17 protein-coding genes and 2 tRNA genes are annotated in these 14,230 nt (G+C 69.0%); 7 read left to right on the top strand and 12 right to left on the bottom strand.

Annotation, left to right across the window (positions count from 1 at the left end; all coding sequences use genetic code 11):
• Positions 1-145: 145 nt before the first annotated feature.
• Positions 146-1,657 carry a DUF402 domain-containing protein gene (locus C463_RS12230; protein WP_049905895.1) on the bottom strand — a complete coding sequence of 504 codons (1,512 nt, stop codon included), beginning with the start codon at positions 1,655-1,657 and terminating at the stop codon, positions 146-148.
• A gap of 2 nt (positions 1,658-1,659) precedes the next feature.
• Positions 1,660-2,055: a DUF7532 family protein gene (locus C463_RS12235; RefSeq protein WP_008444214.1), complete on the bottom strand. Its 396-nt coding sequence runs from the start codon at positions 2,053-2,055 to the stop codon at positions 1,660-1,662.
• A 120-nt stretch (positions 2,056-2,175) separates the two neighbouring features.
• On the opposite strand from C463_RS12235, the gene C463_RS12240 reads away from it, so the two are divergent.
• Entirely contained in the window at positions 2,176-3,186 is a 1,011-nt protein-coding gene (locus C463_RS12240; protein ID WP_008444221.1) for a PrsW family intramembrane metalloprotease, read from the top strand.
• A 33-nt stretch (positions 3,187-3,219) separates the two neighbouring features.
• Here C463_RS12240 and C463_RS12245 read toward each other — a convergent pair whose 3' ends face one another.
• From C463_RS12245 to C463_RS12260, 4 genes are all read right to left on the bottom strand, one after another.
• The gene (locus C463_RS12245; RefSeq protein WP_008444222.1) at positions 3,220-4,197 is read right to left on the bottom strand and encodes an ROK family protein; all 978 of its coding nucleotides are present in this window, start codon (positions 4,195-4,197) and stop codon (positions 3,220-3,222) included.
• A 90-nt stretch (positions 4,198-4,287) separates the two neighbouring features.
• Positions 4,288-4,746 (bottom strand): universal stress protein, encoded by a 459-nt coding sequence (locus C463_RS12250; protein ID WP_008444223.1) that lies wholly within the window; start codon positions 4,744-4,746, stop codon positions 4,288-4,290.
• A 192-nt stretch (positions 4,747-4,938) separates the two neighbouring features.
• Positions 4,939-5,322, bottom strand: coding sequence for a DUF5611 family protein (locus C463_RS12255; protein ID WP_008444224.1), 384 nt, complete (start codon positions 5,320-5,322; stop codon positions 4,939-4,941).
• A 91-nt stretch (positions 5,323-5,413) separates the two neighbouring features.
• Positions 5,414-6,535 (bottom strand): DUF7093 family protein, encoded by a 1,122-nt coding sequence (locus C463_RS12260; protein ID WP_008444229.1) that lies wholly within the window; start codon positions 6,533-6,535, stop codon positions 5,414-5,416.
• A gap of 159 nt (positions 6,536-6,694) precedes the next feature.
• On the opposite strand from C463_RS12260, the gene C463_RS12265 reads away from it, so the two are divergent.
• Positions 6,695-7,009, top strand: coding sequence for a 2Fe-2S iron-sulfur cluster-binding protein (locus C463_RS12265; RefSeq protein ID WP_008444231.1), 315 nt, complete (start codon positions 6,695-6,697; stop codon positions 7,007-7,009).
• A gap of 187 nt (positions 7,010-7,196) precedes the next feature.
• Here the strand turns inward: C463_RS12265 and C463_RS12270 are convergent, their stop codons facing one another.
• Positions 7,197-7,391 (bottom strand): cold-shock protein, encoded by a 195-nt coding sequence (locus tag C463_RS12270; RefSeq protein ID WP_004599158.1) that lies wholly within the window; start codon positions 7,389-7,391, stop codon positions 7,197-7,199.
• Positions 7,392-7,576: 185 nt separating this feature from the next.
• Between C463_RS12270 and C463_RS12275 the strand changes: the two genes are divergently transcribed.
• Positions 7,577-8,173 (top strand): hypothetical protein, encoded by a 597-nt coding sequence (locus tag C463_RS12275; RefSeq protein WP_049905910.1) that lies wholly within the window; start codon positions 7,577-7,579, stop codon positions 8,171-8,173.
• 15 nt (positions 8,174-8,188) lie between these two features.
• On the opposite strand, the gene C463_RS12280 is transcribed toward C463_RS12275, so the two are convergent.
• Together C463_RS12280 and C463_RS12285 are read right to left on the bottom strand one after the other, a co-directional pair.
• Complete coding sequence (locus C463_RS12280; RefSeq protein ID WP_008444233.1) at positions 8,189-9,205, bottom strand: phosphotransferase family protein; 1,017 nt, start codon at positions 9,203-9,205, stop codon at positions 8,189-8,191.
• Complete coding sequence (locus tag C463_RS12285) at positions 9,202-9,939, bottom strand: HAD family hydrolase (RefSeq protein ID WP_008444234.1); 738 nt, start codon at positions 9,937-9,939, stop codon at positions 9,202-9,204. The genes C463_RS12280 and C463_RS12285 overlap by 4 nt, the downstream gene beginning before the upstream one ends.
• A gap of 60 nt (positions 9,940-9,999) precedes the next feature.
• On the opposite strand from C463_RS12285, the gene C463_RS19250 reads away from it, so the two are divergent.
• Together C463_RS19250 and C463_RS12290 are read left to right on the top strand one after the other, a co-directional pair.
• Positions 10,000-10,170, top strand: coding sequence for a hypothetical protein (locus C463_RS19250; protein ID WP_008444235.1), 171 nt, complete (start codon positions 10,000-10,002; stop codon positions 10,168-10,170).
• Between the two features lie 87 nt (positions 10,171-10,257).
• Complete coding sequence (locus tag C463_RS12290) at positions 10,258-10,551, top strand: zinc ribbon domain-containing protein (protein ID WP_008444237.1); 294 nt, start codon at positions 10,258-10,260, stop codon at positions 10,549-10,551.
• 299 nt (positions 10,552-10,850) lie between these two features.
• Here C463_RS12290 and C463_RS12295 read toward each other — a convergent pair.
• Positions 10,851-10,924, bottom strand: a tRNA-Phe gene (locus C463_RS12295).
• 204 nt (positions 10,925-11,128) lie between these two features.
• Between C463_RS12295 and C463_RS12300 the strand changes: the two genes are divergently transcribed.
• Both C463_RS12300 and C463_RS12305 read left to right on the top strand, forming a co-directional pair.
• Complete coding sequence (locus C463_RS12300; RefSeq protein ID WP_008444239.1) at positions 11,129-11,737, top strand: beta-class carbonic anhydrase; 609 nt, start codon at positions 11,129-11,131, stop codon at positions 11,735-11,737.
• 129 nt (positions 11,738-11,866) lie between these two features.
• Complete coding sequence (locus C463_RS12305; RefSeq protein ID WP_008444241.1) at positions 11,867-13,036, top strand: DNA cytosine methyltransferase; 1,170 nt, start codon at positions 11,867-11,869, stop codon at positions 13,034-13,036.
• A gap of 43 nt (positions 13,037-13,079) precedes the next feature.
• Here the strand turns inward: C463_RS12305 and C463_RS18790 are convergent, their stop codons facing one another.
• Positions 13,080-13,958 carry a hypothetical protein gene (locus C463_RS18790; protein WP_158294479.1) on the bottom strand — a complete coding sequence of 293 codons (879 nt, stop codon included), beginning with the start codon at positions 13,956-13,958 and terminating at the stop codon, positions 13,080-13,082.
• 162 nt (positions 13,959-14,120) lie between these two features.
• Positions 14,121-14,191, bottom strand: a tRNA-Pro gene (locus C463_RS12310).
• Positions 14,192-14,230 lie beyond the last annotated feature (39 nt).

Below are 14,230 nucleotides of genomic sequence, written 5' to 3' on the forward strand. Positions count from 1 at the left end.
GTCGCTCCGCCTAACGATTGCTGTGATCGTTTTTCACGCATTCCGTCTACACGATGAACAATACTGTTATTGTAACGAATAGAGGTGATTCAATTTCGAAACGACCGAACCGGCGGCGCGGGAGAACCCCGAGGCGCCGCCCGCCTCACAGCGCGTTTTCCAGCGCCGACGCGACGCTCCGCGCCTTTTCGGCCAGCGGCTCGGGGACGGTTCCGGCCGCGACCGCCGCGTCGAGTTCGTCGTCATCGACGCGCTCGACGGTCCCGTCCGGCAGCTTCACGACGTCGACGTGGAGGTCCACGTACCGGGCCGCGTCGGGGAACACCTCCACGGGCGTGCAGACGTTGACGTACGTCCCGCGGACGGTCCCGTCGCGGCCGCGGTACGTCGTCGGGTACCACCAGCGCCCCTCCTTGAGGCTCGTCTCGGCGACGTCGCCGGCCTCGCGGTCGACGCCGAGGCCGTCGTAGGTCCCGCTGCCGCTCATCTCGCGCTCGACGGCGACGGTCCCGTCGGGGTCGACCCCGGTGACCCGCCCCTCGCCGAGGGTGATCAGCCGGCCGTCCGGCTTCCCGTGGTCGATCCGGAGCGCATCCCCCTCGCGCGGGCCGAACGCGTCGGTCACGACCGCGAACGGGAACTCGGCGTCGGGGGCGGGGTCACAGAGCGCCTCCGCGAGGTCGACCCCAGTCGAGGCGTCCGCCGACCCGGCCTTCACGCGGTGGTGACCCGGCATCGTCGCGGTCGCGGTCCGGCGCGCGTCGTCGAGCCCGAACCGGCTCTCGCGGCCGAACCAGACCCAGACGCCGGCGTTCGGCGCAGCGAGCGGGGCGTCGCGGAGCCGGTTCCGACCGTCGAGGACGCCGAGCCCCGCACCGTCGCCCTCTCCGTCACTGGCGGCGAGCCACTCGCCATCGGCCGCGTCGTCCGCCTCGCACCCCTCGCCCGACTCGACCGCCGCGCGTAGCTCCTCGGCGGCGTCGACCGCCGCGTCGAGGCCCGCGGTCAGCGCCTCCGTGTCGGCGTCGACCGCAGGGGGTTGCCACACCGCCCGCCACCCGTCCGGCGGGTCGAGGTCGAGCAGGTCGAGCATCCCCGACAGTTCGCGGGCGGCCTCGTCGTCCCGGGCGTCCACCCGCGTCCCGGAGCCCGGTTCGAGCGCGACGAGGTCGCCGCCGACCCGCAGTTCGCCGGCAAGTTCGGGTCGGCGGTCGGTCCACGGCGCCGCCGACTCGCGCACCTGAACTCGGACCGCGTCCCCCGTCTCCACCCGGGCATCGACGTCGCCGTACGGGAGGTACCCCTCGGCGTCGCCGTCGTCGGTTCGAAGCCGTACAACCGCGCCGCCGCCGAGCGTCTCCGTCACCTCGCCGTCGAGGACCGCGCCGGGTGGCGTCGGATCGGGCCACGCGAGCGCGTCGCGGCCCGCGTCGGTCAGGAGGCCGCGGACCGCGTCGAGCGCGTCGGGAGCGCCGTGCGCGCCGACCCCCTGCCGGTCGCCGCTCGTCTCGATCCGAACGTCCGGGGGGTCGGTCCCGAATGCGGCGTCGAAGCGCCGCCGGATCGGCGGCGAGGCGTCGACCACCTCGTGGCCGGCGTCGAGCAGGCGCGCGGTGAGCGCCGTCGCGTAGATGCCGCGGACGCGGGCCCGGACCATCGTCACAGTCCCTCGCGCTCGGGCGCGAACCGCACCCGGTCGTTCACCGTGTCGCCGAGCGAGAGTTCGACGACGACGACCGGGTCGCCGGCGTCGTCCTCCCGGAGGATCCGTCCGTCCTCGACCGGGACCCCCCACCCGTCGAGCGAGAGGTAGCCGCGGAGGTCGCTCCCGTGCGTGAAGAGGTCGACGTCGGCGGTCGCGTGTTCCTGCGTCGCCGTCGCGCTGTGGGCCATCTCCATGTCCGAGTAGTAGGGACTGTCCGCGTCGAAGAACGCCCGAAGGCGATCGGCGTCTCGCGCGACGAGTTCGGCGACGCGGTCCGAGGCGTCGGCGACGGCGTCCGCGTCCAGCCCGGCCTCTCGGAGGGCGCGCTGGACCCGTGGATCGAAGTGCATACCCGGCCTTCGGGCGCCGCCGTTTCAATGCTGTCGACCGCGCCGCTTCCGCCCGCTTCCCGCCGTCCGCCGCTCGGACGCCGCCCACTAATTAAGTCATCCGGGGGGTAAACGGGAGCCATGCCATCCGACGAGGACCCGATCGCGTCCCGGGCCGACGACGACCGTGACCTCTACGACGTCGCGACCTGGGAGGAACGGACCTCCCTCGACGGGCTGTCGGTCGCGTTACACTGGTTCATCACCCGCTCGGCGAAGGCGCTCGTCGTCCTCGTCGCCTTCGTCGGACTCCTCGCGATATTGGGCTCGTTCGGGCTGGGGCTCCTCTTCGACCCGGCGATCGCGATCCTCCTCGGGCTCTCGGTGATCCCCGCCCTCGGTCTCGCCGCGTACGTGTACGTCTCGGACGTCACGACCGCGGAGCCGCTGTCGCTCCTCGTGGCGACGTTCCTCCTCTCTATCCTCACCGCGACGTTCGCGGCGGTACTGAACAGCGTACTCCAGCCGTCCTTCCGGCCGTTCGGCTTCCTCGGGCTCGTCGTGTTCTTCTTCGTCGTCGTGGGGCCGATAGAGGAGTCGGTGAAGCTGCTCGCGGTGCGGCTGTACGCGTACACCGACGAGCGCTTCGATGCGGTCATCGACGGCGCGGTGTACGGGGCCATCGCGGGCCTCGGCTTCGTCGTCATCGAGAACTTCGTGTACATCGCGCAGAACGTCGACATGGCGGAGCTGACCGTCGGGATCGCGACCCTCGGTGCCGGCGACGGGATCGCCGCGCTCCGGGCGCTCGCGGGCCCCGGCCACGTCGTCTACTCGGCGTTCGCGGGCTACTACCTCGGGCTCGCGAAGTTCAACCCCGAGAACCGCGGCCCCATCATCGTGAAGGGGCTCGTCCTCGCGGCGGCGATCCACGCGCTGTACAACACGCTCGTCGGCCCGGTGACCGGCGTCGCCTCGGCGCTGCTCGGCCTCCCGCAGGTCGTCGCGCTGTTCGGTTTCGTCGTGGTCTTCCAGGGCGCGTTCGGCTACGTCCTCCTCCGGAAGATCCGGCGCTACCGCGACGCGTACCTCGACACGCGCGACGCGGTGGGCGAGGACGTCGAGCCGGAGCTCGACGAGTTCGAGCAGTGAGATCCGAGTAGCTCTCGTTTCCGCCCTCCGCCGTCAGGGCGCGGTCTCGACGCGCGAGCGGTCGCCGGTGCCGTCCGTCAGCGCGCTCGCGAGGGCGCCTTTCACCACCACCTCGTCGCCGAGTTCGGTGAGTCGCACCTCCGGGACGTTGATGAACACCATCTCCGGGAGCTTCTCGCGGATCGGGTCGAGGATCCGGTCCGGATTGTTGAGCGCGACCGCGCCGCCGACGCTCACGACGAGCGGGGCGTACGCGTGGATGACGTTGGCGATCCCCATGGCGTTCCAGTGGGCGAGCTGGTCGATCACGTGGTCGGCGAAGGTGTCCTCGCCCGCCGCCTCGAACACGTCGACCGCCGAGAAGTCCGGGTCCTCGATCGGGAGGCTCGTCTCGATCGGGTCCTCCTCGTACAGTTCCCGGGCGTACTTCGGGATGTTGTTCCCCGAGCAGTACCCCTCCCAGTGGCCGTCGAGCCCGCAGCCGCAGGTCATGAACCCGTGCGGGTCGACGGTCATGTGGCCGACCTCGCCGGCGTTGCCGTCCCACCCCGAGAGCACGTTGCCGTCGACGGCGACGCCGGCGCCGATCCCCGAGGAGATGGTGAGGTACACCATGTCGTCGGGGTTGCGCTCGGAGTGGAACCGCTCGCCGATGACCCCCGCGATGGTGTCGTTGTGGAGGTACACCTCGTCGGTGTCGAGCAGCCGTCCGACCGGCCCCGCGAGCGGGATGCGCTCGATGGTGTCGGGGAGGTTCGCGGGTCCTTGGACGACCCCCTCCGCGAGGTCGAGGGGACCGATCGAGCCGATCCCGGCCGCGACCGCCTCGCTCGGTGCGATTCCCGCGTCGGTACAGGCCCCCCGAACCCCCTCCAAGACGGCCTCCGTAACGGCGATGCCGTTCGGTCCCCGCGGGGTGCCTCGCGACGCGGAGCCGAGGATCGCCGCGGTCTCGTCGCCGACGACCGCCCGGACGTTCGTCGCCCCGAGATCGACGCCCACGTAGTACATCGGGTGTAACCGTGGACCGGTCTCACTTAAGCGGGACGCTTCGGGCGGTCGGACGGGGGTAAAGAACTGAGTCGTTTCAGCGATATCGCGTTACGACGCGGTCTCGCGGACGAACGTCACCGGACACGGCGCCGAGAGCATGACTTCCTGTGCCGCGCTCCCGAAGACGGCCTTTCCGGTCGGCGAGCGGCGCCGGCCGCCGACGACGACGCGGTCGGCTTCGAGCCCCTCCGCGGTCTCGACGACCTCGTCCGCGAGGTCGCCGACTGCGCCGCGGACCGAGTGTCGCACGCCGGCCGCCGACAGCGCCCTCGAGAGGTCTCGGGTGGTCCGGTGTCGCTCCGCGACCGCGTCCGGCGTCGAGTTCTCGCCGTCCGGGTCGAAGCCCAACTTCGCGCGGGTCTCGTCGAACTCCTCTTCGCCGAACACGTGGGTCAGCACGACCTCGGCGTCGACGGGCTCCGCGACGGCGATGATCTCCTCCGCGAGCCGCTCGGTTCGTTTCTCGTCTTCGCTCCCGACCGCTAACACAACCGTTTCGATGCTCATACACGCTTTTTGTCCTCTGACGAGTTAATGCTATCGGAGTTTTAACTCAAAAGCGAATAAATATTTAACCGATCGATCCTGACACTCTCCCGGCCACGGGACGACGTTCCCGACCGGACGAGCGAGGCGCTCCCGATACGACGAGCGACTCCCGACGAGGGAAAAGCGGCGCTTGACGATGGGAGGCTCCGATCAGTAGTCGGGCGCGTCGTCCTCGACTTCGCGCTTCAGCGAGTCGCGGCGGGACTTCGCGTCGCGGCCGGTCGCCTCCAAGAGAAAGTCGTTTTTCGCGTCGACGGCGTCAGCGGCGGCGTCGGCGTTCCCTTCCGCGATGACGTCCTCGGCGGGGCGCTCCTCGAAGTGGACCGCCAGTTTGTCCTTCTTGCTCCCGTACTCGGCGGCGCCCGCGACGATCCGGTCGAACACCGGGTTGTCGGGGTCCGCGACGACGTACAGTTCGTGGCCCTGCCACTCCTCGGTGCCGGTGATCTCGCCGAAGTACTCCTCGATAGAGCCCTTCAGGTCCGGCATCCGATCGTCCAGATGCTCGCCGCGGCGCATCTTGTACTCCTTCATGCCGCGACCGTTCGACAGGCCGGCGTAAACCAGTTTCGTCACGGTCGCTCCGCGCGCGCTCGGCCGTCGATACGCGCCGTTTCCGCTCCGTCTACCGGGGCCGCTCGTCGACGTACCCGCGCTTACACTCCGGACAGATGTCGCCCGCGCGCATCGAACTCCCGTCCGCGGCCCGGACCATCCCGCACTCGGGACAGTAGTACTCCGTCGGTTCGTTGTCTCCCACCGTCTCCAGGTCGGGGCTCTCGCCGCGGGTGATGCCCGTCTCGCCCTCGTCGCTGGCGTCGAAGGCCACGCCCTCCCCGTCGTCGGGGCCCTCGACGTATTCCGTCTCCGCTCCTTCTTCCCCCTCTTTCTGTCGGTCCGCGGCCTCCGGGGTAAGCCCGCCGCCGAACTCGACGCCGGCGTCGCCGCCCTCGCCGACCTCCGCGCTGAATCCCTCGTCTTCGCCGCCGTGGTCGGGCCACGCGGTCGCACCCTCGGCGTCGGCGTCTCCCTCGTCGACGGACGGCCACGCGCCGCGCTCCCTGTCACCGGCGTCCCCCTCTTCCTCGTCGAGGATGACGCCGTCGTCGCTCTTCGCGTCGGGCTCGTCGGTCTCCGCGGACTCCGCCGCGGCGTCGGCGGGGGCGGACGACGCCGACTCCTCGCCCGCGCCCAACAGTTCCGCGTCCTCGTCCGCCGGGTCCGGGCCGCTCGACCCGTCAGGCGCGCTCGCGGCGTCGGCGCGCTCCGACGCACCCGCCGGCGCGTCGCCCGGCTCCGGGGACGCTTCGGCGGCCGTCTCGGACGCCTCGTCGTCGGGCCCGTCGTCGAGGATCACCGCGTCGTCGCTCCCGGCTCCGGGCTCCTCGTCGAGGGTCACTCCCTCGTCGACGGTCACCCCTTCGTCGACGGTCGCGTCGTCCCCGTCGACGGTCCCGGACGCCGTGCCGGCGGCCGTGTCTCTGTCGGCGGGTCCCGGACCGCTGCCGCGTTCCGGCGTCGCGGCCGCACCCGCGTCGCTCCCGCCGGCCGCGTTCGCGGCGGCCTCGTCGGCGAGTTGCTCCATCGTCGTCACCTCGGTGTTTTCGCTGACGATCTGCGTCTCGCCGCAGCGAGCGCAGGTCTTCACCTCCTTGACGGTCGTGACGACCTCGTCGCCCTCCTCCTCGCGGTCCCGCTGGAGTTCGGGTTCGCCGAAGTCGTGTCCGAGCAGACACCTGAGTCCCATTGTGCCACCCTGCGGTGCCGAGGGTAAAAAACGCCCCGTCGGCGTCCGACGCTCGGCACACGGCCGGTATCGCTGGACGACGCGGTCACCGCCCTCGGTTCCGCCCCGCGCCTCGCGGACACAGACTCTTTGTGGATCGCTCGCGTACCGTCTATCCACATGCCTACTGTATCCTACAAGGGCGAGGAAATCGAGTGCGAGAAGGGCGCCAACCTGCGCGACGTACTCAAAGAGGCCGGCCTCTCCGTCTACAACGGCAAGATGGAACAGCTCAACTGCCGCGGTTCCGGGTCGTGCGGCTCCTGTGCGGTTCAAGTCGACGGCGAGGTCAGCGAGCCGAGCAAGAAGGAGAAGGCCCGCCTCTGGCTCCCGCCGCACCACCCGAGCCACGACGTCCGGCTCTCCTGTCAGACCAAAGTCGAGGGCGACGTCGAGGTGACGAAGGGCCGCGGGCTCTTCGGCCAACACATCTGAGTCCGGACGCAACGCTCTCGCCGAGCGTTTCGAGGCCGATCGACGGCGCATGCGACGAGCGGTGCGCTGGTCGGGAGTAAAATACGGCCGCGGCGGACGTGAGCCCGCGACGCGGACGAAACGTTTGGTACCGTGTGTCAGAGTCGCGTTCGGCGTCAGCCGGACCGACCCACCTTCTCGGATCGGCTTACTGCCGAACGACGTTGGTCGCGCGCGGGCCCTTCTCGGAGGACTCGATGTCGAACTCGAGCTCTTGGCCCTCTTCGAGGTCCGGGCCGCCGACGTCTTCCATGTGGAAGAACACGTCGTCGTCCGCGTCGTCAGTCTCAATAAATCCGTAGCCGCCAGTGTCGTTGAAGAAATCAACCTTTCCGGTCGCCATTGCGACTACACAGATGCCCCGTTCGGACATAAGATTTGCGAGTGTACAGTTACCACGGCGCTCTCTGAACGCTTGTTTTCAAAAAACTCCAGTTCTTCCCCCACGATCTGACCGTCCGACGGGTTCCTCTCGCGGACTCGGCCGATCCGTCGGGTTCTCTGGTGCCCCGTCCGACGCCGACGTTTATATTTCCGGCCGCGAAAGCGGGACGTGTGTCTCACGCGCACCGAGCGGACGGCCCGGGCCTGACGCTCCGCGAGAACGGTCCCGCGCTGCTGGTCCCGGCGGCGTGGGGCGTCGCCGCGGGCGCGGTCCTCGGTGCCGTCTCCCTCCATGCGCTGTTCGTCGCGCACGTCGTCATGAGCGTCCTGCTCGTCACCTTCGTCGCCGCCTCGTGGCGCGACATGGCGACGGGCGTCCTCCGCGCGTGGAAGCTGGCCATCCTCGCGGGAACCCCTGTCACGCTCGCCGGCGTCGCCGGCTTCCTCGCGCGCGACGGAACCGGGGTCGCGGCCGCGTTCCCGACCCCGCTCCCGGCGGACTCCCTCCTCGCGGTCGCCTTCTACGGCTGGATGCTGCTACCCGCACCCGCACTCGTCTACACGGGTCTGCGCGATCCGGCGGTCCCCCGCTCGACGGTCCACCACGTCGCCGCCGCGTGTTCAGTCGCGGGCGCCGCCGTCGCCGCGCTCGCGGGCTCTCCGACCGGCACCGTCTGGGGAATCGCGCTCGTCGGTACCGGGCAGACCGCGGGCATCCTCGCGGCCACGGCGCTGTACTGACCCGCCGCGACGTTCTCACACCTGCTTTCCCGTCCCGTCCAGCGTCCGTCGGAGCGCGTCCCGGTGGAACTCGACCGCCGCGTCGCGGTCGACCGGCGGGTAGCGCGGGTTCGTCACGACCTCGTCGCCGTCGACGACCGCGCTCGCGACGGCCGCGGCGCGGTGCACGCGCTCGACGTGCGGAAGCGGCGCGACGGACTCGTAGCCGTCCCGGAACGCCCGCCGGAGCGGTTCGGTCTCGGCCGCCGGCACGTACCAGTCGACGACGAGGTGTTCGGTCTTCGCGACCGAGACGCCCCCCGGGGCGGCCAGCGGCGCTTCCCAGTCGAGGACGGCCGCGACCGCGCCGTCCGCGACGATGGCGTTCCCCGGCCGGAAGTCCCAGGGAAACAGCCGCGGTTCGGAATCGGCCTCGATCGGGGCGCGGAGCGCCTCGAGTAGCGGCTCGCGCAGGTCGTCGAAATCGGCGGGGAGCCGCCTCACGTGCCGCTCGCCGAACGCCCGCACCCACGTCTCGGCGTCGGTCGGGTCGCGGACGGACAGCGACGCGTCGCGTCCGAGGACCGACTCCGCCTCGGTCGCTTCGCCGCCGGCCGTCCCGTCGCCCGACGCTCCCTCGACCGCCAGCCGCCCGCACCCCGGGAACCGGAACGACTCGTGGAGCGTCGCGAGGGACCGCCCGAACTCGTGTGCGACGCTCCGGCGATCCGCCGGGTCGAGGTCGACGAACGCCTCGTGGAGGTCGCGGCCGTCGACCAACGGCGTCACGAACCACCCCGTCCCGTCGGTGACGCCCTCGCCGAGCGGCCGCGGCACGGGGACGTCCGTCCGCCCGCCGATCGCCGTCAGCAGCGCCGCCTCGGTCCGGGTCGCGGCCGGCGTCTCGGAGGACTGGACGACCACCGGCGCGGCGCTCTCGAACCGTACCACCTCCGTCCGCTTGCGGTTTCCCCGTCCGAGCGGTTGGACGCTCGCGACCGTCGCCCCGGGTCGCGTCTCGGCGAGGGCGCGACTCCTGACCGCGCCGCTCACCGGTCTTCCTCCGCTTCGGCCGCCGCCGCCCCGTCTCCGGACTCGCCGCCGTCGGCTTCGGGCCCCTCGGCCAGCAAGCCCGGGATCTCTTCCAGCGAGTCGAGGACGTGGTCCGGCGCGTACGCGCCGGGCGCGTCGTCGGGACTCGCGCGGAGCCACGCGGACCGGAACCCGGCGTTGTGCGCCCCCGCGACGTCGTACGACAGCGAGTTCCCGACGTACAGCGTCTCTTCCGCGTCGACCGACAGCGCCGCGGTCAGCCGCTCGAACGGCTCCGCGTGCGGCTTCCGGCGGGGCAGGTCCCCGGCGTACACGATCGCGTCGACGAGGTCGTCCAGCCCGAGCGCCTCGATCTTCGCTCGCTGGCGGTCCTCGGGACCGTTCGTGAGCACGCCCACGGGGCCCGCCGCTGCCGCCGCCGCCAGCGCGTCGAGCGCGCCCGGCAGGTACGCCACCCGCGACTCGTCCGCGACCGCCTCGAACGCCGCCGCGAGCGCGACGGGGTCCACGTCCCTTCCGTGTTGGGCTGCCAGCCGCGCGAACCCCGCACCGAGATAGCCGACCCGGTCGTCGGGGTCGGGCGGGCCGTCGAGGAGGGGCCACAGTTGGTCGGGCTCGCCGAACGGGTCGATGTCCGCCTCCTCGAACGCCCGCCGGTAGAGGGCGTCCACGTCGTGGTCGTGGCGGCACAGCGTGTCGTCGAGGTCGAACGCGACTGCCGCGAACCGGCTCATGACAGACAGATCGCGCCGCGCGGCGAAGTCGGTTTCGGCGACGCGTCCGTACGTCCGGTGATGACCGATCCCGAGGACACCCACGACTGCGAGACGTGCGGCGCGAGCGTCGCCGTCGCGGACGCCCGCCGCTCGGAGCCGTTCGGCGACCTCGACCCCGACACGTGGCAGACGCTGAACTGCCCGCACTGCGGCGACCGGCTCGCGACCGTCTTCGTCGGCGACGAGTGAGTCGCGGTCGACCCCTCGGGGCCGGGCAAGCCCACGATCCGTGTTGTCACCCCACATTACCTACGTCTCCGGCCCGTAGTCCACCTCGTGTTCGACATCGGCACCGTCTACCTCCTCGCGACCGGCGCGCTGCTGCTCGTCGCGTTGGGGGTCGGGGTTCGGACGCTCGTCGCGATCTTCCGGGAGGGCCGCGAGCGCAGCCGTAACCGGCGCGAAGGTGAGATCGAGCGGTACACGGAAGACCCCGTCTACGACCGCGACTCACCGGACCCGGACACTGACGGGGCGGCGCCGACGACCTGTCCGCAGTGCGGCGCCGAAAACAACGCGCGGTTCACGTTCTGCCGCGAGTGCGCGGCCCCCCTGGGGCCGAATCAGTGATCAGGCACTCAGCCGACGCTCACGTGGAAAGAAGAATGCCGCCTCCCCGATTTGAACTCGCCGAGACGCTCGCCCTCGCTCCGCTCGGACTCGCGACTCGTCTGCTCAAATCGGTCCGGCATCGTTTCTTCACCCGCTCGCTATCGCTCGCGGGTTCAGAATATGCCGCCTCCCCGATTTGAACGCCGGAAGATGTCGCTCCGCTCGTCTTCCGAGCCCCCGCTCGCTATCGCTCGCGGGGACGGGGGACAGCTCGATCTTCAGTCGGCACTCGCATTGTCGGTGTGCGGAAACGAGAATGCCGCCTCCCCGATTTGAACGGGGGACAGCTCGATCTTCAGTCGAGTGCTCTCCCAGTCTGAGCTAAGGCGGCTCGCACTCCTACCAACGCCGATTCGAGACAAAAGGATTTCGAAAGGGCGCTGGCGGACCGCCTCGTCCCGGTCGAGTCGGTCGAATCCGGGGTACCCGGTTCGACCGATCCTCGAAATCGGACGATATCGCCGCCGATCCGGGGCGACGGCGCGGATCGGGGTTTCCGCAACGGCCCCGTTTCTCCCGCCCCTCCGATCCGTCGATGCCATCGCACGACCACGCCGACCACGACGCGCACCACGAACACCTCGACGCCGCGGTCGACGAGCGCGACGACTGGGCGCGCCGCCGGCGCAAGGGGATCCCGACCGACGAGAACCTCCTCGTCGTTGCCTGTATGGACGAGCGAATCCCGATCGAGGAGGCCCTCGGCATCGACCTCGGCGACGCGCAGGTGTTCCGTAACGCCGGCGGGAAGGTGACCGACGACGTGATCCGCTCGGCCGCGCTCACGACGAACTTCTTCGACACCGACGAGATCGTCGTGATCAACCACACCGACTGCGGGATGATGAGCGCGCCCGACGAGGCGATCCGCGAGGGGCTCGAAGCCGAGGCGGGCGACGTCGACGCCGCGGACCTCGACCCGTCGCTGCCGGAGCTCACGATCGGCGACGCCGACCTCCTCGACTGGGTGAAGATGACCGACGACATCGACGCGGCCTGCGCCGCGCAGGTCGAGTACCTCCGCGAGTCGGATTTCATCCCGGACGACACGACCGTCTCCGGCTACGTCTACGAGGTCGAGTCCGGCGAGTTACGCCGCCCCGACGAGCGCATCGCCGAGGAGATCAGCGAGCGGCGGGCCTGACCTCGGACGACGGCCCGCCGGCCGCTCACGCACCCCCCGTCCCGCCCCGAGGTGTGACGCTTTTATGCGCCCGCGGCGAATCGAGTCACGAAATGGACCGAGTACGCGCGCCCACGCTCCGGCGAGGTGATGCCGGTGGGCGCTGACGGCGAGGGGCCCTCCGCACGCGACGACGCCGACGCGCCGGTCGTCGCCGGCTTCTTCTCCGGCTGTGGCGGCCTCGATCTGGGCTTCGAGCGCGCGGGCTTCGACGTGGCCCTCGGGAGCGACCAGTGGGAGCCGGCCGCGAAGACGTACCGACGGAACTTCGCCGACACCGAGGTCCTCGAAGGCGACGTCCGCGAACTGGACGCCCCGACGATCCGCGAGGCGGTTGCGGGCGCGGGCTACGACCCCGACGGCGTCGACGTGGTTATCGGCGGGCCGCCCTGTCAGGGGTTCAGCCGGCTCAACAACGAGCAGATCGAGCTCGACGAGATGGAGAAGGACCGCCGGAACACGCTGTTCGAGGAGTTCCTCCGAGTCGTCTCCGTCCTCGAACCGCAGCTGGTGTTGATGGAGAACGTCCGCGACCTGATCAACCGTCAGACCAGCGACGACCGGTACGTGAAGGACCTCATCGTCGACGAGTTCGCGGCGCACGGCTACAAGTGCGAGTACCGGGTGCTGGAGGCCGAACAGTACGGCGTCCCCCAGAAGCGTCGCCGGATCTTCTTCATGGGGACCGACCGCGACGTGCCGATCCGCTTCCCGGAGCCGACGACGCCCGAGGGGAACTGGCGCACCGCGGGCGAGGCGCTCGCGGACGCGGGCGACGACCTCCCGAACATGACGTACGCGGACACCGGCGAGAAGACGCTCGAACGCATCCGCCACGTCCCGCCGGGGGGCTACTACCGCGACCTCCCCGACCGGCTGAAGACGAAGAAGTACCAGTGCGACTGCGAGGACAAAGACGCCTGCCCGCACGAGCCGGAGATCGTCAAGCGCTACGGCACGTACCTCCGCCGGCTCGACCCCGACGAGCCGTCGCTGACGGTGAGCACGAACGTCTTCATCCACCCGAGCGAGGACCGCTACCTCACCCCCCGCGAGATGGCGCGGCTCCAGACGTTCCCCGACGAGTTCGCGTTCGAAGGGACGAAGACCGACGTGCTGAAGCAGATCGGCAACGCGGTTCCGGTCCGGCTCGGCGAGGTGCTGGCGACCCAGCTCCGGGAGTACTATCCCGACGTCCGCGACGCGCCGCCCGCCGACCCCGACGTGTACGAGCAGCAGTCGCTGACGGATCTGGCCTGAGTCGGCGTCGCTCTACGTGCGTGGGTAGCCGGTGAAAACTAATTCATCCACTCGCCTCCTGTGGCGGCCATCTCTTTTCGAACAAGAAATCCTCCGCGTAATTTATACGTGGGCTGCTCTTTTCGGGGGGCTCTACTCTCAGTGATATCGAACTTTCGAACGCATCGTCCGGTATCATATATATCTCTGATTCTTCAGGATGCTCGATTACGTAGAGATCGGCCGGCGCCGTTACGTTGAATCGCAGTAAGCCGTTTTCGAGCCAAGCTGACTCCGCTCGAAGGCGGAGTTCGCTCTCTTCTCGGGTAGCGATGATCGTTCGCCCATCGTCACAGTCGGATGGTACCTCTGCTGTGTATCCATCTGTCTCGACCGTATCGACGGTTTTCGACGCTAGTTGGGTTGCGGAGGTCGTCCCGGAAGGGTTCACAGCCGGAGGCCAGTTGTTTTCGAGCGAATAATCGTCGGCCAACTTTGCTCTGGACGAGTTCTCAGAGCATCCGCCGATTCGGAGTGAGACTGACTCATCGAACTCATCGCCGTGAACAGAATATATTTTTTCGAGGCCCTTACAGTAGATCAGATAGTGGTCTGCTTCCCCACTTAGAGTAGACCTGATCCGATCACCGACCTGCCAAGCCATCTCGATACAAACTTTCGTAGCGTCACCCGCAGAGTTTCCTACGAAGACTGTTCTTCGCTCCTCGGATTCTGAACTGATAAATACTGATTCGGCCTCTTGACGAAGTCTTTCGATAACTGCTGAAACTGTCCCATTTGAGCTTTCGTTTCCCTCTATTGGCCACTGCTTCTCCAGTTGATACTCTTCCGCCCAGTTGACTTGTTTCGTCTCCTTCTCGGGTGGATCGACCCGCAGATACATCGACGTTCCCACGTCACAGCCGAAACCGAGCGGAAGCATCTCCGCTCCAGTGATGCCGATTCAAAACAATATCAGGCGGTTTCGAGGGTTCGAAATCGCATCGACGACGAGCTAGCTACTGATATCGGTATTCTACGAGAGCACCATCCAGAGCTGTACGCGGAGTTACGTGAAATTGTTTGTGACGACGAAGAATGAATATGGGGCCGCTGAGAGTCGAACTCAGGTCCACTGCACCCAAGGCAGCGAGGATACCACTACCCCACGGCCCCGCACCCGTACATACCCCGAAGAGCCGCTAAAGGGTTTCG

It is taken from the genome of Halorubrum californiense DSM 19288, assembly GCF_000336875.1.
GTDB lineage: Archaea > Halobacteriota > Halobacteria > Halobacteriales > Haloferacaceae > Halorubrum > Halorubrum californiense.